General features: G+C 50.7%; 28 protein-coding genes and 1 tRNA gene. 10 read left to right on the top strand and 19 right to left on the bottom strand.

Annotation, left to right across the window (positions count from 1 at the left end):
• Positions 1-68: 68 nt before the first annotated feature.
• The 4 genes from hrpA to HMPREF2606_RS02275 all read right to left on the bottom strand — a co-directional run bounded on the left by hrpA (position 69) and on the right by HMPREF2606_RS02275 (position 3,224).
• Complete coding sequence (gene hrpA / locus HMPREF2606_RS02290; protein ID WP_083315940.1) at positions 69-1,463, bottom strand: ATP-dependent RNA helicase HrpA; 1,395 nt, start codon at positions 1,461-1,463, stop codon at positions 69-71.
• 108 nt (positions 1,464-1,571) lie between these two features.
• Positions 1,572-1,958 carry a ribosome silencing factor gene (gene rsfS, locus HMPREF2606_RS02285; protein ID WP_070712203.1) on the bottom strand — a complete coding sequence of 129 codons (387 nt, stop codon included), beginning with the start codon at positions 1,956-1,958 and terminating at the stop codon, positions 1,572-1,574.
• A 58-nt stretch (positions 1,959-2,016) separates the two neighbouring features.
• Positions 2,017-2,622 carry a nicotinate-nucleotide adenylyltransferase gene (nadD, locus tag HMPREF2606_RS02280; protein ID WP_003684732.1) on the bottom strand — a complete coding sequence of 202 codons (606 nt, stop codon included), beginning with the start codon at positions 2,620-2,622 and terminating at the stop codon, positions 2,017-2,019.
• On the bottom strand, positions 2,619-3,224 hold the full coding sequence (locus HMPREF2606_RS02275; protein ID WP_070712202.1) for a beta-class carbonic anhydrase: 606 nt from the start codon (positions 3,222-3,224) through the stop codon (positions 2,619-2,621). The genes nadD and HMPREF2606_RS02275 overlap by 4 nt, the downstream gene beginning before the upstream one ends.
• A 123-nt stretch (positions 3,225-3,347) precedes the next feature.
• On the opposite strand from HMPREF2606_RS02275, the gene HMPREF2606_RS02270 reads away from it, so the two are divergent.
• Both HMPREF2606_RS02270 and HMPREF2606_RS02265 read left to right on the top strand, forming a co-directional pair.
• Positions 3,348-4,238, top strand: coding sequence for an NUDIX hydrolase (locus HMPREF2606_RS02270; protein WP_070583778.1), 891 nt, complete (start codon positions 3,348-3,350; stop codon positions 4,236-4,238).
• A 15-nt stretch (positions 4,239-4,253) separates the two neighbouring features.
• A complete protein-coding gene (locus HMPREF2606_RS02265) occupies positions 4,254-5,195 on the top strand; it encodes an ABC transporter ATP-binding protein (protein WP_070712201.1) in 942 nt (313 codons plus the stop codon).
• A gap of 105 nt (positions 5,196-5,300) precedes the next feature.
• On the opposite strand, the gene HMPREF2606_RS02260 is transcribed toward HMPREF2606_RS02265, so the two are convergent.
• The 7 genes from HMPREF2606_RS02260 to HMPREF2606_RS02230 form a co-directional block, all read right to left on the bottom strand.
• Positions 5,301-5,765: a hypothetical protein gene (locus HMPREF2606_RS02260; protein ID WP_070712200.1), complete on the bottom strand. Its 465-nt coding sequence runs from the start codon at positions 5,763-5,765 to the stop codon at positions 5,301-5,303.
• 98 nt (positions 5,766-5,863) lie between these two features.
• Complete coding sequence (locus tag HMPREF2606_RS02255; protein ID WP_070645656.1) at positions 5,864-6,091, bottom strand: enterochelin ABC transporter; 228 nt, start codon at positions 6,089-6,091, stop codon at positions 5,864-5,866.
• 72 nt (positions 6,092-6,163) lie between these two features.
• Positions 6,164-8,995 carry a valine--tRNA ligase gene (locus HMPREF2606_RS02250; RefSeq protein WP_070843248.1) on the bottom strand — a complete coding sequence of 944 codons (2,832 nt, stop codon included), beginning with the start codon at positions 8,993-8,995 and terminating at the stop codon, positions 6,164-6,166.
• A gap of 96 nt (positions 8,996-9,091) precedes the next feature.
• A complete protein-coding gene (zupT, locus tag HMPREF2606_RS02245) occupies positions 9,092-9,901 on the bottom strand; it encodes a zinc transporter ZupT (protein ID WP_070843247.1) in 810 nt (269 codons plus the stop codon).
• 180 nt (positions 9,902-10,081) lie between these two features.
• Positions 10,082-11,338 carry a D-amino acid dehydrogenase gene (locus HMPREF2606_RS02240; RefSeq protein ID WP_070843246.1) on the bottom strand — a complete coding sequence of 419 codons (1,257 nt, stop codon included), beginning with the start codon at positions 11,336-11,338 and terminating at the stop codon, positions 10,082-10,084.
• Positions 11,339-11,421: 83 nt separating this feature from the next.
• Positions 11,422-12,813: an alanine/glycine:cation symporter family protein gene (locus tag HMPREF2606_RS02235; protein ID WP_049329304.1), complete on the bottom strand. Its 1,392-nt coding sequence runs from the start codon at positions 12,811-12,813 to the stop codon at positions 11,422-11,424.
• Between the two features lie 370 nt (positions 12,814-13,183).
• Positions 13,184-14,041 carry an ATP-grasp domain-containing protein gene (locus HMPREF2606_RS02230; RefSeq protein ID WP_070712196.1) on the bottom strand — a complete coding sequence of 286 codons (858 nt, stop codon included), beginning with the start codon at positions 14,039-14,041 and terminating at the stop codon, positions 13,184-13,186.
• Positions 14,042-14,165: 124 nt separating this feature from the next.
• Here HMPREF2606_RS02230 and HMPREF2606_RS02225 point away from each other — a divergent pair, with 124 nt between their 5' ends.
• The 5 genes from HMPREF2606_RS02225 (at position 14,166) to HMPREF2606_RS02205 (ending at position 18,301) form a co-directional block, all read left to right on the top strand.
• On the top strand, positions 14,166-15,401 hold the full coding sequence (locus HMPREF2606_RS02225; RefSeq protein WP_070712195.1) for an FAD-binding domain-containing protein: 1,236 nt from the start codon (positions 14,166-14,168) through the stop codon (positions 15,399-15,401).
• Positions 15,402-15,548: 147 nt separating this feature from the next.
• Positions 15,549-16,268 carry a septum site-determining protein MinC gene (gene minC / locus HMPREF2606_RS02220; RefSeq protein ID WP_070712194.1) on the top strand — a complete coding sequence of 240 codons (720 nt, stop codon included), beginning with the start codon at positions 15,549-15,551 and terminating at the stop codon, positions 16,266-16,268.
• 26 nt (positions 16,269-16,294) lie between these two features.
• Positions 16,295-17,110: a septum site-determining protein MinD gene (minD, locus tag HMPREF2606_RS02215; RefSeq protein WP_070712193.1), complete on the top strand. Its 816-nt coding sequence runs from the start codon at positions 16,295-16,297 to the stop codon at positions 17,108-17,110.
• A 3-nt stretch (positions 17,111-17,113) separates the two neighbouring features.
• Entirely contained in the window at positions 17,114-17,377 is a 264-nt protein-coding gene (gene minE, locus HMPREF2606_RS02210; RefSeq protein WP_003680625.1) for a cell division topological specificity factor MinE, read from the top strand.
• Between the two features lie 3 nt (positions 17,378-17,380).
• Entirely contained in the window at positions 17,381-18,301 is a 921-nt protein-coding gene (locus HMPREF2606_RS02205; RefSeq protein WP_003749313.1) for a hydrogen peroxide-inducible genes activator, read from the top strand.
• Between the two features lie 63 nt (positions 18,302-18,364).
• On the opposite strand, the gene HMPREF2606_RS02200 is transcribed toward HMPREF2606_RS02205, so the two are convergent.
• A complete protein-coding gene (locus tag HMPREF2606_RS02200) occupies positions 18,365-18,577 on the bottom strand; it encodes a glycine zipper 2TM domain-containing protein (protein ID WP_003684747.1) in 213 nt (70 codons plus the stop codon).
• Positions 18,578-18,831: 254 nt separating this feature from the next.
• Here HMPREF2606_RS02200 and HMPREF2606_RS02195 point away from each other — a divergent pair, with 254 nt between their 5' ends.
• Both HMPREF2606_RS02195 and HMPREF2606_RS02190 read left to right on the top strand, forming a co-directional pair.
• Complete coding sequence (locus HMPREF2606_RS02195; RefSeq protein WP_049330770.1) at positions 18,832-19,281, top strand: CopD family copper resistance protein; 450 nt, start codon at positions 18,832-18,834, stop codon at positions 19,279-19,281.
• 33 nt (positions 19,282-19,314) lie between these two features.
• Positions 19,315-20,289: a TerC family protein gene (locus tag HMPREF2606_RS02190; RefSeq protein WP_070712192.1), complete on the top strand. Its 975-nt coding sequence runs from the start codon at positions 19,315-19,317 to the stop codon at positions 20,287-20,289.
• 63 nt (positions 20,290-20,352) lie between these two features.
• On the opposite strand, the gene HMPREF2606_RS02185 is transcribed toward HMPREF2606_RS02190, so the two are convergent.
• On the bottom strand, positions 20,353-20,751 hold the full coding sequence (locus HMPREF2606_RS02185) for an Ag473 family lipoprotein (protein ID WP_070645672.1): 399 nt from the start codon (positions 20,749-20,751) through the stop codon (positions 20,353-20,355).
• 182 nt (positions 20,752-20,933) lie between these two features.
• Between HMPREF2606_RS02185 and HMPREF2606_RS02180 the strand changes: the two genes are divergently transcribed.
• Positions 20,934-21,009, top strand: a tRNA-Lys gene (locus tag HMPREF2606_RS02180).
• A 37-nt stretch (positions 21,010-21,046) separates the two neighbouring features.
• On the opposite strand, the gene HMPREF2606_RS02175 is transcribed toward HMPREF2606_RS02180, so the two are convergent.
• The 6 genes from HMPREF2606_RS02175 to HMPREF2606_RS11025 form a co-directional block, all read right to left on the bottom strand.
• Entirely contained in the window at positions 21,047-22,033 is a 987-nt protein-coding gene (locus HMPREF2606_RS02175; protein ID WP_283122334.1) for a tyrosine-type recombinase/integrase, read from the bottom strand.
• Positions 21,949-22,278 (bottom strand): helix-turn-helix domain-containing protein, encoded by a 330-nt coding sequence (locus HMPREF2606_RS10585; protein WP_083301548.1) that lies wholly within the window; start codon positions 22,276-22,278, stop codon positions 21,949-21,951. Before HMPREF2606_RS10585 ends, HMPREF2606_RS02175 begins: the two co-directional genes overlap by 85 nt.
• Before the next feature lie 266 nt (positions 22,279-22,544).
• On the bottom strand, positions 22,545-22,979 hold the full coding sequence (locus HMPREF2606_RS02165; RefSeq protein ID WP_070843243.1) for a hypothetical protein: 435 nt from the start codon (positions 22,977-22,979) through the stop codon (positions 22,545-22,547).
• 1 nt (position 22,980) lies between these two features.
• Positions 22,981-23,739: a nucleotide-binding protein gene (locus HMPREF2606_RS02160; protein ID WP_070843242.1), complete on the bottom strand. Its 759-nt coding sequence runs from the start codon at positions 23,737-23,739 to the stop codon at positions 22,981-22,983.
• Positions 23,740-23,889: 150 nt separating this feature from the next.
• Complete coding sequence (locus HMPREF2606_RS02155; RefSeq protein WP_070843241.1) at positions 23,890-24,441, bottom strand: TrbM/KikA/MpfK family conjugal transfer protein; 552 nt, start codon at positions 24,439-24,441, stop codon at positions 23,890-23,892.
• Between the two features lie 111 nt (positions 24,442-24,552).
• Positions 24,553-24,720, bottom strand: a complete 168-nt coding sequence (locus HMPREF2606_RS11025; protein ID WP_168167216.1) for a hypothetical protein — start codon at positions 24,718-24,720, stop codon at positions 24,553-24,555.
• Positions 24,721-25,481 lie beyond the last annotated feature (761 nt).

The following is a 25,481-nucleotide window of genomic DNA, read 5'->3' as shown; positions in this document are numbered from 1 at the left end:
TTTCTCAATGATTTAGGCCGTCTGAAAATGAAACATGGCCTGCCATTTGATTAAGAAAGATTTTATTTTCAGACGGACTCCACCGCACCCAACTCCAGCAACACCTGAAAACCGTCATTGATATACCGCGAATCGGGCATTTCTAAAAATGGGAATGCCGCTACGTCGCCCAGGTTCAGTGATGCCATGCGCAGGATGACGGCGGCGAGGTTGCTGCGGACGATTTCTGGGTCGGTGAATTCGGGGCGGCTGTTGAAATCTTCTTCTGAAAACAGTCGGATACACACGCCTGCGGAGACGCGGCCGCAGCGGCCGGAGCGTTGGCGCGCGGCGGCTTGGGAGATTTTTTCGACATGAAGCTGCTCCACTTTTGCCCGCGCGGAATAGCGTTTGACACGCGCGAGGCCGGTGTCGATGACGTATTTGATGCCCGGCACGGTGAGCGAGGTTTCGGCGACGTTGGTCGCCAGCACGATGCGGCGTTTTGCGCCTGAAGGGTGGAAGATTTTATGCTGCTCGGCGTGCGACAGGCGTGCGAACAGGGGCAGGATTTCGTCGTTGCGGCGCAGCGTGGATTTGCGCAGGGCTTCGGCGGCTTCGCGGATTTCGCGTTCGCCCGGCAGGAACACCAAAATATCGCCTTCACCGTAGCGCGCCAATTCATCGGCGGCGTCGACAATCGCGTCGGTCAGCTCCACTTCTGCATCGTCTTCGTCTTTGCTGGTAAGCGGTCGGTAGAGGATTTCGACGGGATAGGTGCGCCCGCTCACTTCCAGCACGGGCGCGCCGTTGAAGTGTTGGGAGAAGCGTTCTGCGTCTATGGTTGCCGAGGTGATGATGACTTTCAAATCGGGGCGGCGCGGTAGTAGCTGTTTCAGGTAGCCCAAGAGGAAGTCGATGTTCAGGCTGCGTTCGTGCGCTTCGTCGATGATAATCGTGTCGTAGGTGGCAAGATAACGGTCAGTCTGGGTTTCCGCCAGCAGGATGCCGTCGGTCATCAGCTTGACGCAGGCATCGCGCGAGGTGTGGTCGGTAAAGCGCACTTTATAGCCGACCGCGCTGCCGATTTCGGATTTCAGCTCTTCGGCAATCCGCTCTGCTACGGAACGCACGGCCAAACGGCGCGGCTGGGTATGCCCGATCAATCCTGCCGCCCCACGTCCGAGTTCCAAACAAATCTTGGGCAGCTGCGTGGTTTTGCCCGAACCGGTTTCGCCGCAAATAATCGTTACCTGATTCTCGGCAATGGCTTTTTTGATTTCGTCGAGTTTTTCGTGAACAGGCAGCGTGTTGTCAAATTCGGGCTTGGGCAGTTTGGACAGGCGTTGTAGATAGAGGTCGTGCGATTTTTTGTATTTTTCCTTAACCTTGGCCAAGCCGCCGTATTTATTGGGGTTTTTAAAGGCAGATCGCAGAAAATGGCGGTCTTTGGAGAGGGTTTGGGCGAAATCGGGTTGCGGCATGATGGTGCAATAAATTAAATAATGTGAAAAGAATGGAATTATAGCAAAAGGCCGTCTGAAACTTGCTTGCTTTCAAGTTTCAGACGGCCTTTGTATGGATAAACCGTTTTAGTCGGCGGCATGCCAAGGTTTTTGCATACCGGCGTGGAAACTCGGTTTTTCTCCGCCCCACAAGGTGTCGATGTCGTAGAAGTCGCGCACGGCAGGGAGCATGATGTGGACAATGAGGTCGCCTGCGTCAACGAGCGTCCATTCGCCGCTGTCGCCTTCGGTGCTGAGGATTTCGAAACCGGCTTCTTTCAAATCGACGGCAACGTTGTTCGCCAGTGCTTTGACTTGGCGTGTGCTGTCGCCGCTGGCAATAATCATGCGGGCGAACAGGGAGGTTTTGTCTTGGGTTTCCAAAACAGAGATGTCTTTGGCTTTGATGTCTTCGAGGGCGTTTACGGCCACTTCGACCATTTTTTGCAGGTCTTGCAATTCTTGTTCGTTCATTATTTTCCTAGTTGAAATGTTTTCAGACGGCATTATAGCTTATCTGCCTGAATAAACGCTATTTTTCATAGAGTTTGTGTTGGCGGATGTATTGGGCGACAGGTTGCGGCAGGCCGTCTGAATGGTGGGTTTTAGCGAGATCGGCACGGATTTGGGTGGAGCTGGTGTTGTGCAGCGGCGCGTTGAGGATGCGGACGCTGCCGTTTTGCAGGGCTTCGCCGAGCCATGCGTGCAATTCGCGCGGGGTTTTGTTGAGGTTGTCGCCTTGGCGCATGGCGATGGCGATATGGGTCTGGCGCACAAGGGTTTGCCATTTTTTCCATGTGTGCAGCTGCATCAGGCTGTCGCTGCCCATCAGCCACCACAGTTGCGCGCCGGGAAACTGCTGGCGGAAGATTTGGACGGTGTCAAACGTATAAGTCGCGCCGTCGCGGACGATGTCGCAGTCGCTGGCGGCGAATTTCGGCTCGTCGGCGATGGCAAGTTCGACCATATTGAGGCGCTCTTGTGCCGGCGTGCGCGTGCTGTCTTTGTGGTATGGGTCGCCTGCCGGCAGGAAGACGACAAGGTCCAAACCGATTTCGTCAGCGAAGGCGCGGGCGATGTGAAGGTGGCCGTTGTGGATGGGGTCAAACGTGCCGCCGAATAATCCGATATTTTTCATTTCGTGGTGGTGTCTGCGTTAGATGTTGGGCCGTCTGAAACAGGCAGGCTGCCGTCAACAATCAGGTTGAGCTTGCCTGTGGTCGGGTGGATGACCAGGCCGTGGATGGCGATGTTGTCGGGCATCAGCGGATGTTTGCGGATCAGCTCGACGGTATGGCGCACGCTGTCTTCGACGTTGTCAAAACCGGTCAGCCAGCCGTCCAAATCAATACCGGCATTGCGCAGGGTTTCGATGCGGTCGTCGGGGATATTGCTGTCATGTACGCGTTGGAGGAACTCTTCGGCGTGTAGTCCGCGCATACCGCAGTCGTGGTGGGCAATGACCATGATTTCTTTGACTTTGAGTTCAAATACGGCAACCAACAAACTGCGCATCACCGAACCCCAAGGGTGGGTCACCAGCGCACCGGCGTTTTTGATGAGCTTGGCGTCACCATTTTTCAATCCTAAAGCATTGGGCAGCAATTCGATAATGCGTGCGTCCATGCAGGAAAGAATGGCCAGCTCGCGGCCGGGGTATTTGTTGGTGAAATATTTTTCGTACTCTCCCGATTCAACGAAACGTTGGTTGTAGGAAAGGATATCGGTCAATTCACTCATGATGATGTGCTCGTTTCGGATGATTTACTCTATTATAGCGGTTTTCAGGGGGTATGGTTGTTTTGCAAATTCGCCGTAAACGGCTAAAATCGACGTATCTTTAGTTCTTTTGGAGGATGCGCCATGTCTCAGTCTTTCCGTTTTGAACAAGTATTCACACCCGATATCCACGACGCATTGTGGGATTGGGCGCAAACAAGCTATGGCGCATCCGACGATTGGTGCATTCTGTATCTCAACAGCCTGCCTTTAGGCCATCTGAACCCATCATGGCGCGAACGCCTCGGGCAAGATTGGACAGGCAGGCAGTCAACCCTTTCAGACGGCCTGAATTTGGAAACCGACAGCTGGGCAGAAATGGGCGACAGTTTGCAAACGCTGGCGCAACAATGGCGCGAGTGCGGTTGGCTCAAAGGTTGGCGCGGTGAAAAGTTTGACATCTGCGACCAGTCGGGCAAGCCTTTATGCGCACTAGAACGCGCCGCCTTCCGTCCGTTCGGCCTGATGAGTCAGGCTGTGCATTTGAACGGATTGGTCGAAACAGAAAACGGTTTGCGCTTTTGGATAGGCCGCCGTAGTCCGCACAAAGCCGTTGATCCAAACAAACTCGACAACCTGACCGGAGGCGGCATCAGCAGCGGCGAGAGGCCGTCTGAAGCTGTCTGTCGCGAAGGTGAAGAAGAAGCAGGCATTCCCGCTTCCTTAACCCCCCATATCCGACCGACTGCCCAAATATATAGTTTGCGCCCCGTTAACCGCGGTGTCCACAACGAAATCCTGTATATCTTCGACATCGTCCTGCCCGAAGGCTTCCAACCTGCCAACCAAGACGGCGAAGTCGCCGGTTTTGAACTGATGGACATCCCCACCCTGATCGATGCCATGTTGGGCGGACACATGATGCACGATGCCCAGTTGGTCACGATCGAAGCCTGCCGTCGATACGGCTTAATCGACCCCAAACATCCGCTGTCCGCATGGCTCGACAGCATCCGTTGCCGACCCCATTTTTAAAGGCCGTCTGAAACCATGTTGCAACTCAAAAACATCAACAAACGCTTCGGCAGCAAAACCGTTGCCCAAAACATCAACCTAAACGTCGACGCAGGCGAAATCCTCGCCGTACTCGGCCGCTCCGGCTGCGGCAAATCCACCCTGCTCAAAACCATCGTCGGCCTGGTGCGTCCCGACAGCGGCGAAGTCTGGCTCAACGGCGACAACATCACCGACATGCCGTCTGAAAAGCGCAATATCTCGCTGATGTTTCAAGACTACGCCCTTTTGCCGCATTTAACCGCCCTCGACAACGTCGGTTTCGGCCTCAAAATGCGCCGTCTGCCCAAAGCCGAAATCGAAGAACAATCCATGCAGGCCTTGCGCGACATCGGTTTGGAACACGAAGCGCAACGCAAACCCGAAAGCCTCTCCGGCGGCGAACAGCAACGCCTCGCCCTCGCGCGCGCCCTAATCACGCGTCCGTCGCTGTTGCTCTTGGACGAAGCCTTCTCCAGCCTCGACACCCACCTGCGCCACCACCTGCGCACCCTGACCGCCGAACGCATCCGCAGTCAAAACATCCCCGCCATCCTCGTGACCCACTCCGCCGAGGAAGCCTGCACCATGGCCGACACCATCGCCATCATGCACGAAGGCCGCATCCTCCAACACGGCACGCCGGAAACCCTTATCCGCCGCCCCGTCAACGCCCAAGCCGCCCTGCTGCTCGGTTTGGCCAACACCGGCGACACACGCTACATTCCCCAACACGCCATCCGATTCGACCCGGACGGCACAGCCGTCCGCATCAGCGAAGCCGTCCCCCTCGCCGAAGGCATACGCCTCACCCTCGCTCATCCGCAATACGGCGATTTGATTTGGTACCCCCACGCCGACCACGATATGGACAAACCGCAAACCGGACAGGAAATCCGCATCTGCGTGGATGAAAGTCAGATTGTTTGGTTTGATTGAATTTGATGGATTAAAAAAGAAAAATGCCGTCTGAAATTTAAGTTTCAGACGGCCTTTGTTATCTAGCCATCAATCAGACAAATATGTCCGACCCACAATCGCTGTTTACTTCACTTTCGTGCACACCTCACGGGAAGTTCCATCCTCAGACACCAATTTGCCTGTTTTATCCATTTGATAAACCTCGTCTTTACCGGGCTTGTCCATCTGCGCAACCAATCCGGTGTATATCATGCTTTCCAAGAATTGGCCGTCTTCTGATTCTTCCAACCATGCCAATGTTTCAGGGCTATGGAGTCGTGAAACTTCACTGTACTTGATTTGGCTTTGAGTTAAGGCATTGTTCTCAAAACGCCATTTACCCCCACCGACAACATGGTATGCCAAGACATTGCTGTCATCGTCCACTTTGAGCTTAGCGTCGCCACGGAAACTGCCGTCCTGAAGATATTCGACTTTTGTATCACTGTGAATATTTTCATCAGAGCCAACGCAATGCCATGTACCGACAATCGGAGAAGCCAGAGCAGTTGTTGCGGATAAAAGTACCGGCAGAATAAAGAGTTTCATCTATTTCCTTTCTTAAAAGAGGCCGTCTGAAAAGTTGCAACGACATTGAAGCTGCATTTTCAGACGGCCTTTGCGAGTATTTTACTGCAGGCGGACGTTCAAGAAATATAAATCACGAGACCGGCAATCAGCACCAGCTGGACACCCAACTTCATCAGTGCGGTACGACTGACGAAGTAGATAAACCAAGTGCCGGTCAAAATCAACAGTAGAATAATCAACCACGGCCGCCATTTGTTGAGGTGGACGGCTTCGGTAAAGCAGGTATAAATATGAAGTACGACGATGGCGACGATGAACAATATAGGCACGATGAAGTCCATCATTTGATTTCCTTTTAATGAGGCCGTCTGAAAACCCTGGTTTCAGGTTTTCAGACGGCCTTGTTTAAATCAAAATCAGTCTTTCAACTTCGCCAACTGAGTTTGAACTTTCCCCATTTTGTCTTCCAATTCCGCCAAATCGGCTTTGTCTTTTTCCACCAGATGCGCGGGGGCTTTTTCGGTGTAGCCGGGTTTGGAGAGTTTGGCGTTGAGTTTGTCCAAGGCTTTTTGCAGCTTCTCGGCTTCTTTGCTCAAACGGGCGGTTTCGGCGGCTTTATCGATTTCGACTTTCAGCATCAGGCGCGCACCGTTGCAGACAGCGACAGGTGCATCTTCTGCTTCGGGCAGGCTGTCCACCAGCTTGGCTTCGGTCAGTCGGGTCAGCGACGGCAGGTATTTGAGCAGGCCTTCGAGTTCTGCACTTCCTTCGACAAAGAGCGGTGCTTTGACGTTTGGCGCGATACCCATTTCGCCGCGCAGTTTGCGCACTTCTTCCACCAAGTCTTTCAATGCGGTCATTTTGTCGAAGGCCGTCTGAACAATTTGCTCTTGATCGGCTTGCGGATAGGCGGCCAACATGATGCTGTCGGCAGTTTTGGCATTCGCCAGAGGCGCAACGACCTGCCACAGCTCTTCGGTAATGAACGGCATGATTGGGTGCAGCAGGCGCAGGATGGTTTCGAGTACGCGCACGAGGGTGCGGCGTGTGGTGCGCTGGGTTGTCGGGCAGCCGGTTTGGATTTGCACTTTTGCCAGCTCGATGTACCAGTCGCAATATTCGTTCCACACAAATTCGTACAGCGTTTGCGCGGCAAGGTCGAAGCGGTAGGTTTCAAAGGCTTCGGCAACAGCGGCTTCGGCTTGTTGCAGTTTGCCGATAATCCATTGGTCGGCAAAGGTAAACGCCAACGGCTGCATTTCGTCTTGACCGCAGTCTTTGTCTTCGGTGTTCATCAACACGAAGTTGGTGGCGTTCCACAATTTATTGCAGAAGTTGCGGTAGCCTTCGGCGCGTTTGAAGTCGAAGTTGACGCTGCGGCCGAGGCTGGCGTAGCTCGCCATGGTGAAGCGCAATGCGTCCGCGCCCATGCTCGGAATGCCTTCGGGGAAGAGTTTTTTGGTTGCTTCTTCCACTTTCGGCGCGGTTTCGGGTTTGCGCAGGCCGGTGGTACGTTTCACCAGCAGTTTTTCCAAGTCGATACCGTCGATCAAATCCACAGGGTCGATGACGTTGCCTTCGGATTTGGACATTTTTTTGCCTTCGTGGTCGCGTACGATGCCGTGGATATACACGTCTTTAAACGGTACTTTGCCGGTAAAGTGGGTGGTCATCATAATCATGCGCGCCACCCAGAAGAAGATGATTTCGTAGCCTGTTACCAAGACGTTGGACGGCAGGAAGGCTTTGAGTTCGTCGGTTTCAGACGGCCAGCCCAATGTGGAGAATGGCACGAGCGCGGAGGAGAACCATGTATCCAATACGTCTTCTTCGCGGGTCAAACCGGTTTTTCCGGCTTGTTTTTCGGCTTCTTCCTGACTGCGGGCGACGTACACATTGCCTTCGTTGTCGTACCATGCAGGGATTTGATGACCCCACCACAGTTGGCGCGAGATACACCAGTCTTGGATGTTGTTCATCCATTGGTTGTAGGTGTTGACCCAGTTTTCAGGGATAAAGCGTACTGCGCCGCTGTCGACAGCTTTTTTGGCTTTGTCGGCGAGGCTCAAGCCTTTGAACTCGCTGTCAGGCTCGCCGCCGTTTGGCGTGGCGGACATGGCGACAAACCATTGGCTGGTCAGCATCGGTTCAATCACTGAGCCGGTGCGGTCGCCTTTCGGCGTCATCAGCGTGTGCGGTTTGATTTCGACCAAGAAACCTTGTTCCTGCAAATCGGCAACCATTTGTTTGCGCGCGGCAAAGCGGTCTAAACCTGCGTATTTTTCAGGCAGGGCAAAGCCTTGTTGCGCTTCGCCTTTGAAGTTAAACACTTCGGCGTTTGCCAGCACTTTGGCTTCCAAGTCGAACACATTAATCAGACGCGTGTCGTGGCGTTTGCCGACTTCGTAGTCGTTGAAGTCGTGCGCAGGCGTGATTTTCACGCAGCCTGTGCCGAAGTCTTTTTCAACGTATTCGTCGGCAATCACGGGGATGGTGCGGCCAGTCAGCGGCAGGATTAATTCCTTACCGATCAAATGGGTGTAACGTTCGTCTTCGGGATTGACGGCAACGGCCACGTCGCCCAGCAGCGTTTCAGGACGGGTGGTCGCCACAATAACGGCTTCGGCAGGATTGTCGGCCAGCGGATAGCGGATGTGCCACATAGAGCCTTGTTCTTCCACGCTTTCCACTTCCAAATCAGACACTGCCGTGCCAAGCACGGGATCCCAGTTCACCAACCGTTTGCCGCGGTAAATCAAGCCTTGCTCAAACAGGCGCACGAACACTTCGGTCACGGTTTCGGCACGCACGTCGTCCATCGTGAAATACTCGCGCGTCCAGTCGGCAGAGCAGCCCACGCGGCGCATCTGCTGCGTAATCGTGCCGCCGGAAACTTCTTTCCATTCCCACACTTTTTCCAAGAATTTTTCGCGGCCCAAGTCATGACGGGACACGTTTTGCGCGGCAAGCTGACGCTCGACCACGATTTGCGTGGCGATGCCCGCGTGGTCGGTACCGGGAATCCAGGCGGTATTGCAGCCTTTCATGCGGTAGTAGCGGGTCAGGCCGTCCATGATGGTTTGGTTGAAGGCATGACCCATGTGCAGCGTGCCGGTTACATTGGGCGGCGGCAGTTGGATGGAGAAAGACGGTTTCGTCAAATCCATATCAGGCTGGAAATAGCCCTGCTCTTCCCAGTTTTGATAATGTTTGGATTCGATTTCGGCTGGATTGTATTTGTCTAACATGATGGAACTTTGTGAAATTAAGGTTATTTTTGATGTGCGGATTATAACGCAAAAAGGCCGTCTGAATCATTTCAGACGGCCTTTGGCATACGGGTTTTAAAAACGGAACAATACCAGGCTGACGGCAATCACTGCCATACCCGTTGTCAGGCCGTAAACGGTTTCATGGCCGTCTGAATAGCGTTTGGCAGCCGGCAATAGCTCGTCCAACGCCAAAAACACCATCACGCCGGCTATCACGCCGAACACCGAACCGAACACGGCAGGCGACAAAAACGGCTGCAAAACCAAATAGCCCAAAGCCGCCCCCAAAGGCTCGGCCAAACCGGATAGCAGGCACGCCCATACCGTTTTCTTACGGCTGCGGGTGGCAAAATAAACCGGCGCGGCAATGGAAATGCCCTCCGGAATATTATGGATGGCAATCGCCAAGGCCAAAGGCATCCCGACCGCCGGATTTTCCAAGGTGGCAAAAAACGTCGCCAAGCCTTCGGGAAAGTTGTGCGCCGTAATCGCAAACGCCGCCATCATGCCGACTCGCGCGATATGGCGGCGTTTGCTTTCTTGAAACGACGGGTCTTGTGCATCTAAAGTTTCATGCGGGTTCGGCACCAGGCGGTCGATCAGCGCGATGCCGCCCATCCCGGACAAAAATGCCATGGTCGCCGCCGCAAATGCGTGGTCTTTATCATAAATTTCAGCGAACGCCTCACTGGATTTACTGAAAATTTCCGTCAGGGAAACATACACCATCGCACCGCCGGCAAATGCCAAACCAAATGACAACACACGCGGATTGGGCGTTTTGGAAAACATCACCAAGCCGCTGCCTAATACGGTAAACAAACCGGCAGCCAGCGTGATGGAAAAAGCAACGGCCAAATTGGACATCGAAAAATCGGGCATGAGAAGACCTGCGCTAAAAGCTGGGACAGGTTCAGACTAACACTTTTTAATGCGTATGATAATAGTTATTATTTATTTTATTGATTGGATACACAGATTTTGAAACAAAAGGCCGTCTGAAAAATGGTTTTCAGACGGCCCTTAAGTTTGAAATATCACCAAACCTTATCGCTTTCCAGCTTAAGCCTGATAGCGCGACAGGCTCAAGTCGTCGCTGCGGATTTCGGTGTCTTTGCCACTCACGATATCGGCAGTTAATTTTGCCGAACCCAGCGACATGGTCCAGCCTAAAGTACCGTGGCCGGTATTCAGGAATAGGTTTTCAAAGCGGGTGCGCCCGATTAACGGCGTGCTGTCGGGCGTCATCGGTCTGAGACCGCTCCAGAACAATGCTTGGTTCAAATCGCTGCCTTCTGGGAACAAGTCGTTGACAACCAAAGCCAAGGTTTCGCGGCGTTTTTCGGGCAGTTTGATTTCGTAGCCGGACAATTCTGCCATGCCGCCGACGCGGATTCTGTTGTCAAAGCGCGTGATGGCGACTTTGTAGCTTTCATCCAAAACGGTGGACACCGGAGCGCCGTCTGAATTTGTGACCGGCAGGGTCAAGGAATAGCCTTTGACGGGATAAATCGGCAGATTAAGATCCAACTGAGCCAACACAGTCCTGCTGAAGCAGCCGAGCGCACAGACAACGGCATCTGCTTCAAACCGCCCTGTTTCGGTTTCAACGGCTTTGATGCGCAGCCCGTTGTGGTCGATGCGGCTGATGGTTTGGTTGAAGTGGAACTGTACGCCCTTTTCCTGACACAATTTGTATAGGTTTTCAGTGAAGAGGTGGCAGTCGCCGGTTGCGTCTGCGGGTAGGTGCAGGCCACCGGCAATTTTGGCGGTAACGCGTGCCAGCGCAGGCTCAAATTCTGCGCATTCTTCAGGTTTCAGGCGGCGGTACGGCACGCCGTAGCGTTCCAAAACGGCAATGTCTTGTTCTGCCGCTTCGACTTCTTTGGTTTGGCGGAAAATCTGCAACGTCCCTTTTTTGCGCCCTTCAAAATTCATGCCGGTTTGCGCTTCAAAACGGCGGAACATTTCACGGCTGTATTCGGAAATCCTGACCATGCGCTCTTTGTTGATTTGATAGCGCGCTGCCGTGCAGTTTTGCAGCATTTGCCACAGCCATTCGATTTGATACAGGCTGCCGTCAGGGCGAAACAGCAAAGGCGGATGGCTTTTAAACAGCCATTTCAGCGCTTTGGTCGGGATACCGGGTGCAGCCCAAGGCGTGGTATAGCCGTAAGAGAGCTGGCCTGCATTGGCAAAACTGGTTTCCATCGCTACGCCCTCGGCGCGGTCGATGACCGTTACTTCATGTCCTGCCTCTGCCAGATACCACGCGGAAGATACGCCGGCAACACCAGCACCTAAAACAAGCACTTTCATTTTTCTCCTCCTCTGACTTTTTTCAAAACAAACTTAACATACATCGGGCCGTCTGAATGTTTAGGTTCAGACGGCCTTGGACATTAATGCGGCAATTCGCCGTTTTTGATTTTTTGTTTGAAGTCGCGCGTTTCATTGACGATGACTTTCGCCATCAATAAAAGCGCAATCAGGTTGGGCAAGGCCATCAAGCCGTTGAATGTATCCGAAGCCAGCCACACCAAATCAAGGCTCAAAACGGTACCCAGCATAACCGAAGAAACATAACCGACGCGGTACAAACCGGCAAACTTCTCGCCGAAGACGTAAACCGCGCATTTCTCGCCGTAATAACACCAGCCGAGAATGGTTGAGTAGGCAAAGAAAATCAGGCCGATGGTGACAATCCAGCCGCCGATGCCGGGCAGCATTTTTTGGAAAGTGACGGTTGTCAGCGCCGCGCCGCTCAATTCAGGTTTGACAAACTCGCCGCCTGCACCGAGCAGACCCATGACCAACACGATACCGGTAATCGAGCAGACAACGATGGTGTCCAAAAACGTACCGGTCATGGAAACCAAAGCCTGACGGACGGGGTGGTCGGTTTTCGCGGCTGCGGCGGCAATCGGCGCAGAACCCATACCCGCCTCGTTGGAGAATACGCCGCGCGCCACGCCGTAGCGGATGACTGTACCGATAGCGCCGCCGGCAACGGCTTGCGCGCTAAATGCATCGGAGAAAATCAGTTTGACGGCAGGCATCAATACATCGGAATTAATCACGATAATGGCAATACCGCCTACTACATAAAACACTGCCATGGCAGGTACGATAAAGGACGCGGCTTTGGCGATGCCCTTAATGCCGCCCAAAAGCACAATGGCCGTTAATACGGTCAATATCACGCCGGTGTAGGCAGGTTCGACGCCAAAGCTGGTTTGCACTGCTTGCGCAACCGAGTTGGACTGCACCGAGCTGCCGATACCGAATGAAGCGAAGGTACCGAACAGCGCAAACGCGACGGCCATCCATTTCCAGTTTTTGCCCAAGCCTTTTTCGATGTAATACATCGGGCCGCCGGACATTTCGCCTTTGGAATTGGTCACGCGGTATTTCACCGCCAACACACCTTCACCGTATTTGGTGGCCATACCGAAAATGGCGGTCATCCACATCCAAAATACCGCGCCCGGGCCGCCGGTTACCACCGCAGTCGCCACACCGGCGATGTTACCCGTACCGATGGTGGCGGACAACGCGGTCATCAACGCCGCAAAATGGGAAATATCGCCTTCGTGGTCTTCGCCGTCTTCATGCTTCTTTGACGGCACAAACGCCTGCTTCAGCGCATAACCCAACATGGTGAACTGCAAGCCTTTCAGCAAAACGGTCAGCAAAATGCCCGTACCGACCAGCAGCATCAACATAATAGGTCCCCAGACCCAGCCGCTGATGGTTTCGAAAAAGGCTTTGAGATTGTCTAAAAACAATTGCATGGCTTTCTCCTTTGTCTGTTTTATTTTTTATGCACCACTTTTTGTAGTGTCATGTAATTTCAGCACAGAATATTCAATAAGACAATATCTTTCTTTTTAAAAAGATTTTTGAGGTTTTACCCTAAAAAGATATCTATTTAGACCGGTCAGATTGTTTACAATCCGCTAAAAATAAAGGCTGCGTCCGAGATAAAATGCCAAATGAAAGTTAATCAACCATCAATTAAGACTGCAACAATTAAAATGACACAATCGACAAATGGTACATTATTGAAAAATACAAACACGCAAATCTTATTTAAAAAAAGCCTCAGGCTGTCTGAAAGATGGTTTTCAGACGGCCTGAGGCTTGTTAATTATATTGATAAAGTCAGGTTGATGAATGTTGCCCAAGCAACTGCGCTAACACTCGGGCAAAGCGTTCCATCGCACCTTCGCTGGTGTGCAAATACAGGGCTGGCTCGATGAGTTCCAATTCATTGAGCAGGAAGGTGTCGCCGACCAATGTGCCGTCCACTCGAGCGTAAACCGGCATTTTCGGCAAAGCGGCCAGTACGTCTTGCGCGGCACGGATGGCAAATTCGGGCGGCTCAATACCGAACACCGACACGCCATAGGCCGAGTTGGCGCGCCATTCGCCTTGTGGCGGCTGACGGCGCACGGCATGGCTGAATATGCCGTTGAAAAACACCAGCGAGGTTTCACCCACCGTTTCGATTTCGCGGATATACGGTTGAACAATCATGCCTTGCGGATAATCCGCCATGTTCACGTCCAATCTTTCTGCATAAACTTTAACCACGCCTTTGCCGCTCTGCCCAAATGCCGGTTTGATGACCGCTTCCGTCCATCCTTGTTGGTTCAGGATGTCCGCCAATTCGGTTTTTTGCGGCGGTACGAACACGCTGGGAATCACTTGCGCGCCGCGCGCCGCCAAATCGCACAAATAAGTCTTTTCCATATTCCAAGCCATCAACTCGGGCGGATTGATAAAACGCTGCCCCGCCTGCTCGGCTTGCTCCAGCCATTGGCGGAAGGCTTCAGGTTCGGCGGCATAATCCCATGCGCACAAAGGCAGTAAAAACGGCGCAGACGGATGGTTTTGCCACGCGTCAAATACGGTTTTCACACCCATGGTTTCCAAATGCGCCGCCAATGTTTTCAGGTTGTCTGACGGTTCGGGATAGGTTTGGCAGGTAATGAGTGCCAAAACGGTTTGCTCGGTCATGGTTGCATCTCGTTGCTAAAACCAAAATTATATAGTGAAATCAAACCAAAAGATTTTTCAGACGGCCTGATACATAAGGCCGATTCTGATAAAATGGTTTCCCCTTTTCCGTCGGAACATGCTCATGAAATCTGCCCACGTCCTTGTCTGGTTCCGCCGCAACCTCCGCCTGCACGACAATGCCGCGCTTAATGCCGCCGTTGCAAGCGGTTTGCCCATCGCCTGCGTCTGGGTCAGCCAAAGGCCGTCTGAAAACCACAATCCGCGTCAAAGCCTGTTCCACTATCAAGCCGCACAAGAGCTGCATACCCGTCTGGCGGCGCACCATATTCCTTTATATGTCGTCGCTTCCGACGAAGACCTCCTCCCCTTGGCCGCTACGCTCCATGCCCATACCGTCATCACTGACGAAGCCTACACCGAAGCCGAAATCCGCCAAGACAACCTACTCTGGCACAATTTCGACCGCGCAGGCATTGCCCTGCAACACGCCAACGACCGCGGCATTTTGGCCAAATCCCCCCTCATGGATGCCAACGGCCTGCCCTACACCGATTTTGCCGCCTATAAACAAGCATGGTTGCAGGCTTATTCAGGACAAAGGCCGTCTGAAACCGAATTGCCTGTTCAAACCGGACAAGACGTTCCACTGTTTCCAGCCCATACCGGCGCAGTATTGCCTGCCTATCAGCAGGGCGGCGAAACCGCAGCCTTAACGCAATGGCACGCGTTCAAACAGAATTTGGTTCACTACCCGATTACCCAAAATTTTCCGGCACGAAAAAACACCAGCCTCCTCAATGCCTACCTGTCCGCAGGCTGCATTTCCCCACGCCTGCTGGCTGCCGAAGGCTTGGCAAACCGACATTTCGAGTGGCTGGACAAACTCATTTTCCGCGACTACTGCTACCAGCTCGCCTACCACCGCCGCCTGCCCGAAACAACCGATGCCGCTCCGGTACGCGAATACTGGCGCCACGGCCAAACCGGCGTACCCATCATCGATGCCTCCATCCGCGGCCTCGAAGCCACCGGCCACTTACACCCCGTTCTCCAGCAGCTGTGCGCCCACTATTTCTGCCACGCCCTCAACCTCGACCCCAACCAAGGCATCGCGTGGACAGCCTCCGTCCAAACCGGCACCGACCCTGCGCTCAACCAAGCCAACTGGCACCTTGCCGCCCAAGACACAGCCACCGTCCGCTATGCCCATCGTTCACATCAAATCGATCCCGACGGCAGCCACATCCGCAGTTACCTCCCCGAATTGGCACACCTGCCGTCCACCCTTATCCACACGCCGTGGGCCGCCGCCGACGACATCGACACACACGGCTATCCCTTTCCCAAGGCCGTCTGAAACCTACGTTCACACCAAAAAACCACACTAAATACAGCTGAAAAACGTTCAAACAAAATATTTTGATTTCAGACGGCCAAACAGATTGAATAGCCAAGATTTACACGGTAAACTTACGTCATTAAAAAATTTTATTATTTCATTACAATGAAACCCGCATTCGACATAAAAACGTCACGGTTGGACGTCTTATCCATCCATCTGCACACCGCAGATCTAACAGAATTGGAAGAATTCCTGCGCCAACTGGCAGGCCAATCCCAAGACGAATTCGTTCCCTTCATTTTAGACGTACAAGATTTCGACCATCCCGAATCCATCGATTTGGGCGGCATGATTTCCCTGTTTGCCCGTTACGGTATGCAAATTTTAGGGCTGCACCACACCAGCGACACATGGGCGGCAGCGGCAGCGCGTTACCACTTGGTCTTCAAACAAGGTAACTCCACCCAGGCAGCCGATACACAGGCAGCACCTGCTCCGCGCCAAGCACCGCAGCCGCAAGACGTACAGACCACCGTTATCAACAATCCGACCGTATTGGTCAGTACGCCCGTGCGTACCGGCCAGCAGGTTTACGCTGAAAACGGCGACCTCATCGTTACCGGCATCGTCAGCCAAGGTGCGGAACTTATCGCCGATGGCAACATCCATATTTACGCCCCCATGCGCGGCAGAGCGTTGGCCGGTGCAAAAGGCAATACCAACGCGCGCATCTTTATTCATTCCATGCAGGCCGAATTAGTCTCTGTTGCCGGTATCTACCGCAACTTCGAGCAAGACTTGCCCGAGCATCTGCACAAAAAACCCGTACAAGTATCATTGCAAGACAACCGACTGGTTATCAGCGCAATCGACGCCGAATAAACATCAGTACTTAAAAAGGAAATATCGTGTCCAAAATCATCGTAGTAACTTCAGGTAAAGGCGGCGTAGGCAAGACCACTACCAGCGCCAGCATCGCAACCGGCCTGGCCCTGCGCGGCCACAAAACCGCCGTAATCGACTTCGACGTCGGTTTGCGCAACCTCGACCTGATTATGGGTTGCGAACGCCGCGTCGTGTATGACCTCATCAACGTCATCCAAGGCGAAGCCACACTCAACCAAGCCCTGATTAAAGACAAAAACTGCGAAAACCTCTACATCCTGCCCGCCTCGCAAACCCGCGACAAAGACGCGCTGACCCGCGAAGGCGTGGACAACGTGATGAAAGAGCTGTCCAGCAAAAAAATGGGCTTCGAGTTCATTATCTGCGACTCCCCTGCCGGTATCGAACAAGGCGCACTGATGGCGCTCTACTTTGCCGACGAAGCCATCATTACCACCAACCCTGAAGTATCCAGCGTCCGCGACTCCGACCGAATCTTGGGCATTTTGCAAAGCAAATCCCGCAAAGCCGAACAAGGCGGCACAGTTAAAGAGCACCTGCTGATTACCCGCTACTCCCCAGAGCGCGTGGCCAAAGGCGAAATGCTGTCGGTACAAGACATCTGCGACATCTTGCGCATCCCGTTGATCGGCGTGATTCCCGAATCACAAAACGTCCTGCAGGCCTCCAACGCCGGCGAACCTGTCATCCACCAAGACAATGCCGCCGCAGCCGAAGCCTACAAAGACGTTATTGCCCGCCTCTTGGGTGAAAACCGCGAAATGCGTTTCCTTGAAGCCGAGAAAAAAGGTTTCTTAAAACGACTGTTCGGAGGTTAATACATGTCACTGCTCGATATGCTGTTCGGCAGAAAGCCGAAAACCGCCACCGTCGCGCGCGACCGCCTGCAAATCATCATCGCGCAAGAACGCGCACAAGAAGGCCAAGCTCCGGATTATCTGCCGACCTTGCGCAAAGAGCTGCTGGAAGTCCTGTCTAAATACGTCAACGTATCATTGGACGACATCCGCATCTCCCAAGAGAAACAAGACGGCTTGGACGTTCTTGAGCTGAACATCACCCTGCCGGAACAAAAAAAGGCTTAACACATGACCTTGACCGAATTGCGTTACATCGTAGCCGTCGCACAAGAACGTCACTTCGGACGTGCCGCACGACGCTGCTTTGTCAGCCAGCCCACCCTTTCCATCGCCATCAAAAAGCTGGAGGAAGAGCTGTCGGTATCCCTGTTCGACCGTAGCAGCAACGACATCATCACGACCGAAGCGGGCGAGCGCATTGTCGCCCAAGCCCGCCGGGTTCTGGAAGAAGCCGAACTCATCAAGCACCTTGCCAATGAAGAGCAAAACGAATTGGAAGGCGCGTTCAAACTCGGCCTGATTTTTACCGTTGCCCCCTACCTTCTGCCCAAGCTCATTACCGCGCTGCGTGAAACCGCGCCGAAAATGCCGCTGATGCTGGAAGAGAACTATACCCACATCCTGACCGAGTCGCTCAAACGCGGCGATGTCGATGCAATCGTCGTTGCCGAACCGTTCCAAGAGCCGGGCATCGTAACCGAGCCTCTGTATGACGAACCTTTCTTCGTCATCGTTCCCAAAGGCCATCACTTTGAAGAACTCGATGCCGTTACGCCTCAGCTTTTGAGCGAAGAACAAGTGTTGCTGCTGTCCGAAGGCAACTGTATGCGCGACCAAGTGTTGGCAAGCTGTTCCGAATTGGCTTCCAAGCAAAAAATCCAGGGCTTGACCAATACCCTGCAAGGCAGCTCCATCAACACCATCCGCCACATGGTTGCCAGCGGTCTGGCCATCAGCGTCATGCCGGCTACCGCATTGACCGAAAACGACCACATGCTTTTCAGCATTATCCCGTTTGAAGGCACTGCACCGCACCGCCGTGTCGTTTTGGCTTATCGCCGCAACTTTGTCCGTCCCAAAGCACTGACTGCTTTGCGCACTGCCATTTTGCAATCGCAACTGACCGGTGTAACCTTCGTCAACGAATAAACCGCAAAACAAAAGGCCGTCTGAACATTCAGACGGCCTTTTTATTTTTAACCGAATAAAGGATTAGTAGCGGGTATGAACTTGACTGCCGATAACTCCACCCAAAGCCGCACCACCCAAGGTAGAACCGGTATCGCCACCAATCAAGTTACCTGCCACGCCACCCAATACCGCACCAGCAGCAGTGTTGCGCTGGGTTTGAGTCATATTGGCACATGCACCCAAAGAAGCGGCCAGCATGATCAAGGTCACAGTTTTTGCAAAAGTTTTCTTCATGGTTTGATTCTCCATCAGGGGTTAAGCTGTATATAGAGCAGTATGGCACAACCTTTCATTAATATATTTTCTGATAAGTAAAGACAGATTAAACTAAGATAACGCTCTTGATGAACGGTTAACTTCAAAAATAAACGGCAATTCCAATATTATATTTATAAAATTTAATATATTTGGCATAAAATTGCGCATACATCAACCGCATTCGGTAGTGATACAATGACGACTTGTCTGAATTACCGGAAACACCCGTCATGAGTATCTACGCACTGGCACACATCATCCACGTTTATTGCGCGATTGCCTTTGTCGGCGGCGTATTTTTCGAAATGCTGGTTCTCTCCGTTTTGCACACCGGCCGCGTTTCGCGCGAATCGCGCCGCGAAGTCGAACGTGCCATGTCCTATCGTGCCGTCCGCGTAATGCCGCCTGTCGTCATTACCTTGTTCATCAGCGGCATCGTGATGGTGTACAACCGCTACCTGCCGATACTTCACCACCCATTCGACAGCTCTTTCGGCATCATGCTGAGCATCAAAATCCTGTTGGCAATAAGCGTTTTGGTACATTTTGCCATCGCCGTCGTCAAAATGGCACGGCACACCCTCACCGTCGGCTGGTCGAAATACATACATGCCGTCGTATTCAGCCATATGCTGTTTATCGTCTTTTTTGCCAAGGCGATGTTCTACCTGTCTTGGTAAACCTTACCCATACCCCACACACAAGGATTGTTTATGACCCAATACCCGTCCGTCGGCTCGCCGATGTTTTACGGCATCTTCTTTATTGCCGTCTTAATCATGATCGCCATCGATATGGTATCGCTGAAAAAAAACGGCGCCCACAAAGTCAGCATAAAAGAAGCCCTCGCCTGGAGCGGCATTTGGGTGGCCGTATCCTGCACGTTTGCAGGCTGGCTCTATTTTGAACTGGCGGGCAACCCGACTTACGGGGCCGTTGTCGCCAAAGAAAAAGTCCTCGAATTCTTCACCGGCTATGTACTCGAAAAATCCCTTGCCGTCGATAACATCTTCGTTTTCCTGATGATTTTCGGCTACTTCAAAGTAGAACCCAAATTCCAACACCGCGTCTTACTCTATGGCGTATTCGGCGCCATCGTCCTGCGCGCCATCATGATCTTCATCGGCGCAGCCTTGGTACAACAATTTGAATGGATTTTGTACCTCTTCGGCGCATTCCTCTTATACACCGGCATTCACATGATGAAGCCCGAAGCCGAAGCTGAAGAAGACCTTTCCCAAAACAAGATCCTGACTCTGCTCAAAAAAGTCATCCCGACCAGCCAACAGTTTGACGATGAAAAATTCTTTACCATCGAAAACGGCAAACGTATCGCTACGCCGCTTTTGCTGGTATTGATTATGATCGAATTGAGCGACGTTATCTTCGCCGTGGACAGCATTCCCGCTATTTTTGCCGTAACCACCGACCCTTTCATCGTCCTCACTTCCAACATTTTTGCTATTTTGGGTCTTCGTGCCATGTACTTTTTGCTGGCAGACTTTGCCGAACGCTTTATTTTCCTCAAATACGGCTTGGCTTTCGTATTGAGCTTTATCGGTATCAAGATGCTGATTATGCACTGGGTACATATCCCGATTTCCATTTCCCTGTCTGTCGTCTTCGGCGCACTGGGTGCGTCCATCCTGACTTCTTTGGTATATACGCGTCAGCAAGAGAAAAAATAATCTGCCGATATAAAAAGGCCGTCTGAACATTTCAGACGGCCTTTTCAAATATCAAACATCAGCTTATTTAGCAGCGTCTTTCAATTTGTCGGCAGCTTCTTGAGTCGCATCGGCTGCTTTACCCATAGCGTCTTTAGCTGCGTCTTTGGCAGCATCCTTAGCATCAGAAACCGCTTCTTTAGCTTCTTCAACCGCTTTACCGGCAGCATCTTTAGCATCAGAAACTGCTTTATCTGCAGTTGCTTTAGCATCTGCAGCAGCGTCTTTAACATCAGAAACAGCTTGCTCAGCCGCACCTTTGGCTTCAGAAGCAGCAGCATCCACAGCAGAAGCTGCATTTTCAGCAGCAGCGTTTACATCGGAAGCAACAGCAGAAGCCGCCTCTTGGGTTTCTTTTTTCGCTTCTTGTGTACACGCCGCCAAGCCGGCTACCATCATTGCAGCAATCAATAATTTTTTCATGTTGTATATCCTTTGGTCTAAAAAATATCCGTCAAAACTGACAGACCCAAAAATCATAACATAATAAATGCTCAAAAAAGGAAGAATTAACGCCAAATAACAGCCAATTTACGTTTTTTGAAAAAAATTTCAAAAAAATAGTTGACGAAAAGAAACAAGTTCCCTATAATTCACAGCTTATCGGGTCGTTAGCTCAGTCGGTAGAGCAGCGGACTTTTAATCCGTTGGTCGAGCGTTCGAATCGCTCACGACCCACCACTTTTCCTAAGCCTAAACAGTTGTTTAGGCTTTTTTCTTAGCCACCACCTATATTGGGGTGTGCCTGTTTTGTGTCGAAACCAAGACCGACACTGTCCAATATAGCCGCGTGTCCGTGCAAATGTTCGGGGGCTAGATGGGCATACTTCTGAACCATCCCGACATTTTCCCAACCACCCATTTCCTGCAAAGCGGCGAGCGGAACTCCGGCTTGTACCAACCAACTTGCCCATGTATGCCTCAGATCGTGCCATCTGAAATCAACAATGCCTGCCTGAGACAATGCATTTTTCCAAATACGCGAACTGATGCTTTTCACGGGTTTACCGTTTGGTAGAGTAAAAACAAAAGATGGATGTTTGCCCATCCGTTTTTCCAATATACCGAGTGCCGTCTGATTCAGGGCAACGCCGATAGCGCGTCCTGCTTTGGCTTCGTCGGCCTCAATCCATGCCGTCTTGCGGCTTAGATTGATCTGCGACCACTTCAGCCCCAGTACATTGCGTTGCCGCAAGCCTGTCGCCAAGCTGAACACTGCCATATCAGCTAAATACTCCGGCAGGGCATCAATCAGCCTTTGGGCTTCTTCATGCTTCAGCCAACGGATACGGCGTTTGGCTTCACGATACAGTTTCAACTTCGGCACATTGTCCAGCCAGCCCCATTCTTTTTCCGCCTTATTCAAAATCGATCGGATTAAGGCAAGATAGCGATTTTTGGTACTGTCCGAACAAGTCATGCGGTTAATAGTCTGCATGATGAAATCACGGCTCATATGGTGCAAGAAGATACCTCTGAAATGAACTAGACAGCGCAAACGGCTTATGTCATCCCTGATGCTTTTCTTGTCCCCCATCTCTTCAATCCACCGAACTGCCGCTTCATCCCACAGTCGTTTCGGTTTTTCGTTGAAATGTTCCTGCTGCCACAATTCATGTTTCAGTTTGTCATGCAGCCTTTGGGCTTCATTTTTGTCTTTGGTGCGAGAAGATTGTCTAATTCTTTGACCGCTTTGCGTTGTGATGTCAATGTAATAGACGCCATTTTCGCGTTTATAGATCGGCATTTTTGTTCACTCCTACTTTCGAGTGAAGCCAGCATCCGCGCATTTTCCAGTTCGTTTATAAATGCGTCAAGTGCGGGCTGCGTGATACAGTATTTCCGTCCGGGCATGGAGGCTGCCAAACGGCCGGAGCGGATATGTTCCCGTATGGTTTCGGGATGGCATTTGCAGTATTGAGCCGCTTCTTTCACGTCATATGTCTTCATGGATTACCTCGATATTTCATAAACCGTGTAGGGCGCGTTTTCCTGTAGTAGCGACAGCCGTCTAACTACCGCATATCGCTTGATACGGGATTCCAACACTAAAAAGTTGTTTCGGTCGATATAAAACAGCAGGCAGAGATAACCCTGCCTGGCTACTTCGAGTGGAACGAGACGGAAGTGAGGAAACTGATCATCCTTTGGATTAAACAAGGCGCTTACTTTTACGGTAACAACTTCTACACTCTTCTCTATCAGCATAAAGTTCCCTAAACAAATTTCAGAACAAGTATGGAACAGAAAAAAATCAGTGCCGCAACTAACCATGACCGGTTTATCTTCGTTGTTACTTCGTCAAGGTATCCCTTCATTTGTTTGTCAATTTTGGCTTGGATTGAGGCGTACAACTTGCCTTCACTTTCAGCTAGCTCTTTACCATATCCTGCTAGAAGATCTGCCATAATCTGTTCACGATAAGTCTTTAAATCTTCAGAAATTTGAACCGCCGTTTTCAACGGTTCTTCGATTTCAGCAGTAATTCCGTCAAAATCCTCACGAGTACGGTTACGTTGTTCTTCAAACAAGGCTTTCAGCCGGCTTTCCTGTACCAACAGAATAGCAATAACCGGGTCGTCTGCTGTAAGTTTGATACCTGAAACCCGGAACACGTCGGCAATAATGGCATCTACTTCTGCTTTTCCCATATCATGCCTCTGATTTTTCCGGTTGGCGTTGAGTAGCCAAAAACTCTATTTGATCCAGTTGTTCATACAACTCACGCTGTACCGTACGCAGACGTTGGCGAGGCATCAAGCCAAATTCACCTGAATTTTGTGCTTCAGTTAAAGTCAGGTTTTTGGTTGTCATTTCCTTTATATCTGCACCAAACGTATCAGGGTTGCGATGTGAAATATGTACCACACCGATAATACGATCCTTGTATTGCTTATAAACACCAAATTCTTCAAACGGTTTATCTTTAGTTACCACACCTTGAAAGTCGTTAAGCCAAATAACCACTTCAGCCTGTAAAGCATTTAACGTTTGCACCAAACCTGTAATACAGTCATCAAGAGCCTGTCCACCTACAAGTGGTACATGAATAATCATGCGGATACCGTTTTCGGCCAAGAAGGACGGTACTTCGTTTTCTGCCATATAAGACATCAATGGCACAAAAGTAGCAGCCCCGTTGTCAATGACAGCAATACCTTCCTCGTTTACCAGCTTCTCAATCAATCCATCAAAATAGCGGGAATCAATATTATTACTGTCATTTAAAATATCGATTACTTCAGGGTTTAACGCCGAGAAACGGCTAAAAGAAGGATTTACGGGATCAGTATCAAAGCAATGCAGTTGCTCTCCACTGGCTTTTGCTTTGAGGTAGTCACCTAAAAAACTTGCAATCGTTGATTTACCAACGCCGCCTTTACCTTGTGCAATAAAATGGACTTCTTTCATGGCATAACCTTTCGTTTGTTCAATTGATTTTTTACAAAAAGAAACCTGCTCGTCCCTGAACAAGTTTGTGTTTGTAAAAAAAGCAGCCCTATATAGCAGGGCTGCCGAAGCTGCTAAACATTTATGCCTATGTAAAGCAGGAGTGAAGATTTAACGAATATCTACCCAGCGACCACCATTCTTCTCTTCGCCGACATATCGAACTTTATCGCCCGCAGTCGTCCATCCGTGGTCGTAATAAGCCTTGCAGTATTCCGGTTTATCAGGTCTGACGTAAAACTTTTTAACCATCTGGCAATTTTCATCAAACGTATATTGTCGGCCAAAGCGATATTTGTTTTTTTGTTCGCATACCTTCTCAAACCTTGAATAACGCATCATACGGTTCAACTCTTGAGCATCACACCGGCCAGCTCCATTTGCAATTGCATCAACCAAACCCGACATTTCGGCACTTTCCGAACTACTTGGACACATTTTTAAAAAGTTACGACGCGCCTTGATCGTATTGCCCAATTTTTTGTGGCGAATCGAAAAATATCGTCTAATAGATGACGCACATTCGCTTGGACGATCACCTGATGACAGACATAAAATTGCCTCACACGCCAAGCGCGTATCGCCTGTCAGCACATCGTCAGCATAAGTCGCCGGAGCTGCTCCCAGTAACGCCGCAATTAACAAACCCAAAGATTTTTTCATACACACACCTTTTCCATATTGAAATAAAAGACGAAAAAAAGGATAATCTGCGTACCCCTACGAGATCCTTCATCTCAACTTAAATGCCGCTTTTGAATGAAAGCGGCTTTTTCATTGCCAAACAACTGTGCGAACTTGGAACTTACATCCATCCTGAACGATATTCACACACAAATCACCATTACCCCTCATCAACAGATCAACCTGTTTAGATGCGGCTCTCATACTATGATAAGTACCAATAATGATTTGCTTAACGGGCTTGCGGATTTTTTTCATGTTACTTCCTTTCGCTTTTAGATGAAGTGAAGGTCGTCTGAAACCATTTTCAGACGACCTTGAGAATAGGCGGGCATTTCTCTACCCGTGTTAAGATTGGATTACCACATCTTCTCTTTACACGAAACAAGAAATACCCATGAAAACAATCAAAAAGAGTTATTGGAAAATATTACTATCAGTGTTGTTTATGGCTCGCTTTTGATAAAAAGTATGCCTCTGTTTATTTTTTTATGCGTGATATTTTCCGCTTGGCAGCTATGGGAAAACCATAGTGAAATCTCAATAAAATTCAAATGGACGTGGAAACTATTTGTTTCTTCAGCACTTGCATTATTTATTGCCAAAATATTTTCGATCCATCATTTCAATCACAAATATGGGATCTATCCCGAATATCTTAACTATTCAATTTCTGTATGGACTATCATCACTGCTATTACGTTTTTAACACTTCCAATCTTGTGGCATATACTCAAACTCATGATAGAGGGTAGAAATGCCCCGTTATTTAAATCTTTTAAAAAAGGTATCTATGCAATAACACTTTGTATGATGTAGGGGCTTCTTATCAAAGCATATGATAAAGCTGCCGAATATGATCGCTGGCCACTCATGTTGGATGCGTACAGCTATTCCGACTGCAAAACAAGTCAAGGTAGTATTGCCATACGAAAAGATGATACAACCTGTTACCGATTCATACTTAGCTATCCAATCAAAGTAGAGATGCAGGAATATCCATCACCTAAACCATGAGG

Source organism: Neisseria sp. HMSC070H10, from assembly GCF_001837635.1.
GTDB classification, from domain to species: Bacteria; Pseudomonadota; Gammaproteobacteria; order Burkholderiales; family Neisseriaceae; genus Neisseria; species Neisseria subflava_A.
Note: the sequence above shows the minus strand (reverse complement) of the source record. Positions and strands in the feature narration are given on the sequence as shown.

Excerpts from the sequence above, each read along its gene's own strand:
- hrpA (WP_083315940.1), bottom strand. The coding sequence starts at position 1,463 with ATGCCGCAACCCGATTTCGCCCAAACCCTCTCCAAAGACCGCCATTTT.
- rsfS (WP_070712203.1), bottom strand. The coding sequence starts at position 1,958 with ATGAACGAACAAGAATTGCAAGACCTGCAAAAAATGGTCGAAGTGGCC.
- nadD (WP_003684732.1), bottom strand. The coding sequence starts at position 2,622 with ATGAAAAATATCGGATTATTCGGCGGCACGTTTGACCCCATCCACAAC.
- HMPREF2606_RS02275 (WP_070712202.1), bottom strand. The coding sequence starts at position 3,224 with ATGAGTGAATTGACCGATATCCTTTCCTACAACCAACGTTTCGTTGAA.
- HMPREF2606_RS02270 (WP_070583778.1), top strand. The coding sequence starts at position 3,348 with ATGTCTCAGTCTTTCCGTTTTGAACAAGTATTCACACCCGATATCCAC.
- HMPREF2606_RS02265 (WP_070712201.1), top strand. The coding sequence starts at position 4,254 with ATGTTGCAACTCAAAAACATCAACAAACGCTTCGGCAGCAAAACCGTT.
- HMPREF2606_RS02260 (WP_070712200.1), bottom strand. The coding sequence starts at position 5,765 with ATGAAACTCTTTATTCTGCCGGTACTTTTATCCGCAACAACTGCTCTG.
- HMPREF2606_RS02255 (WP_070645656.1), bottom strand. The coding sequence starts at position 6,091 with ATGATGGACTTCATCGTGCCTATATTGTTCATCGTCGCCATCGTCGTA.
- HMPREF2606_RS02250 (WP_070843248.1), bottom strand. The coding sequence starts at position 8,995 with ATGTTAGACAAATACAATCCAGCCGAAATCGAATCCAAACATTATCAA.
- zupT (WP_070843247.1), bottom strand. The coding sequence starts at position 9,901 with ATGCCCGATTTTTCGATGTCCAATTTGGCCGTTGCTTTTTCCATCACG.
- HMPREF2606_RS02240 (WP_070843246.1), bottom strand. The coding sequence starts at position 11,338 with ATGAAAGTGCTTGTTTTAGGTGCTGGTGTTGCCGGCGTATCTTCCGCG.
- HMPREF2606_RS02235 (WP_049329304.1), bottom strand. The coding sequence starts at position 12,813 with ATGCAATTGTTTTTAGACAATCTCAAAGCCTTTTTCGAAACCATCAGC.
- HMPREF2606_RS02230 (WP_070712196.1), bottom strand. The coding sequence starts at position 14,041 with ATGACCGAGCAAACCGTTTTGGCACTCATTACCTGCCAAACCTATCCC.
- HMPREF2606_RS02225 (WP_070712195.1), top strand. The coding sequence starts at position 14,166 with ATGAAATCTGCCCACGTCCTTGTCTGGTTCCGCCGCAACCTCCGCCTG.
- minC (WP_070712194.1), top strand. The coding sequence starts at position 15,549 with ATGAAACCCGCATTCGACATAAAAACGTCACGGTTGGACGTCTTATCC.
- minE (WP_003680625.1), top strand. The coding sequence starts at position 17,114 with ATGTCACTGCTCGATATGCTGTTCGGCAGAAAGCCGAAAACCGCCACC.
- HMPREF2606_RS02205 (WP_003749313.1), top strand. The coding sequence starts at position 17,381 with ATGACCTTGACCGAATTGCGTTACATCGTAGCCGTCGCACAAGAACGT.
- HMPREF2606_RS02200 (WP_003684747.1), bottom strand. The coding sequence starts at position 18,577 with ATGAAGAAAACTTTTGCAAAAACTGTGACCTTGATCATGCTGGCCGCT.
- HMPREF2606_RS02195 (WP_049330770.1), top strand. The coding sequence starts at position 18,832 with ATGAGTATCTACGCACTGGCACACATCATCCACGTTTATTGCGCGATT.
- HMPREF2606_RS02190 (WP_070712192.1), top strand. The coding sequence starts at position 19,315 with ATGACCCAATACCCGTCCGTCGGCTCGCCGATGTTTTACGGCATCTTC.
- HMPREF2606_RS02185 (WP_070645672.1), bottom strand. The coding sequence starts at position 20,751 with ATGAAAAAATTATTGATTGCTGCAATGATGGTAGCCGGCTTGGCGGCG.
- HMPREF2606_RS10585 (WP_083301548.1), bottom strand. The coding sequence starts at position 22,278 with ATGAAGACATATGACGTGAAAGAAGCGGCTCAATACTGCAAATGCCAT.
- HMPREF2606_RS02165 (WP_070843243.1), bottom strand. The coding sequence starts at position 22,979 with ATGGGAAAAGCAGAAGTAGATGCCATTATTGCCGACGTGTTCCGGGTT.
- HMPREF2606_RS02160 (WP_070843242.1), bottom strand. The coding sequence starts at position 23,739 with ATGAAAGAAGTCCATTTTATTGCACAAGGTAAAGGCGGCGTTGGTAAA.
- HMPREF2606_RS02155 (WP_070843241.1), bottom strand. The coding sequence starts at position 24,441 with ATGAAAAAATCTTTGGGTTTGTTAATTGCGGCGTTACTGGGAGCAGCT.
- HMPREF2606_RS11025 (WP_168167216.1), bottom strand. The coding sequence starts at position 24,720 with ATGAAAAAAATCCGCAAGCCCGTTAAGCAAATCATTATTGGTACTTAT.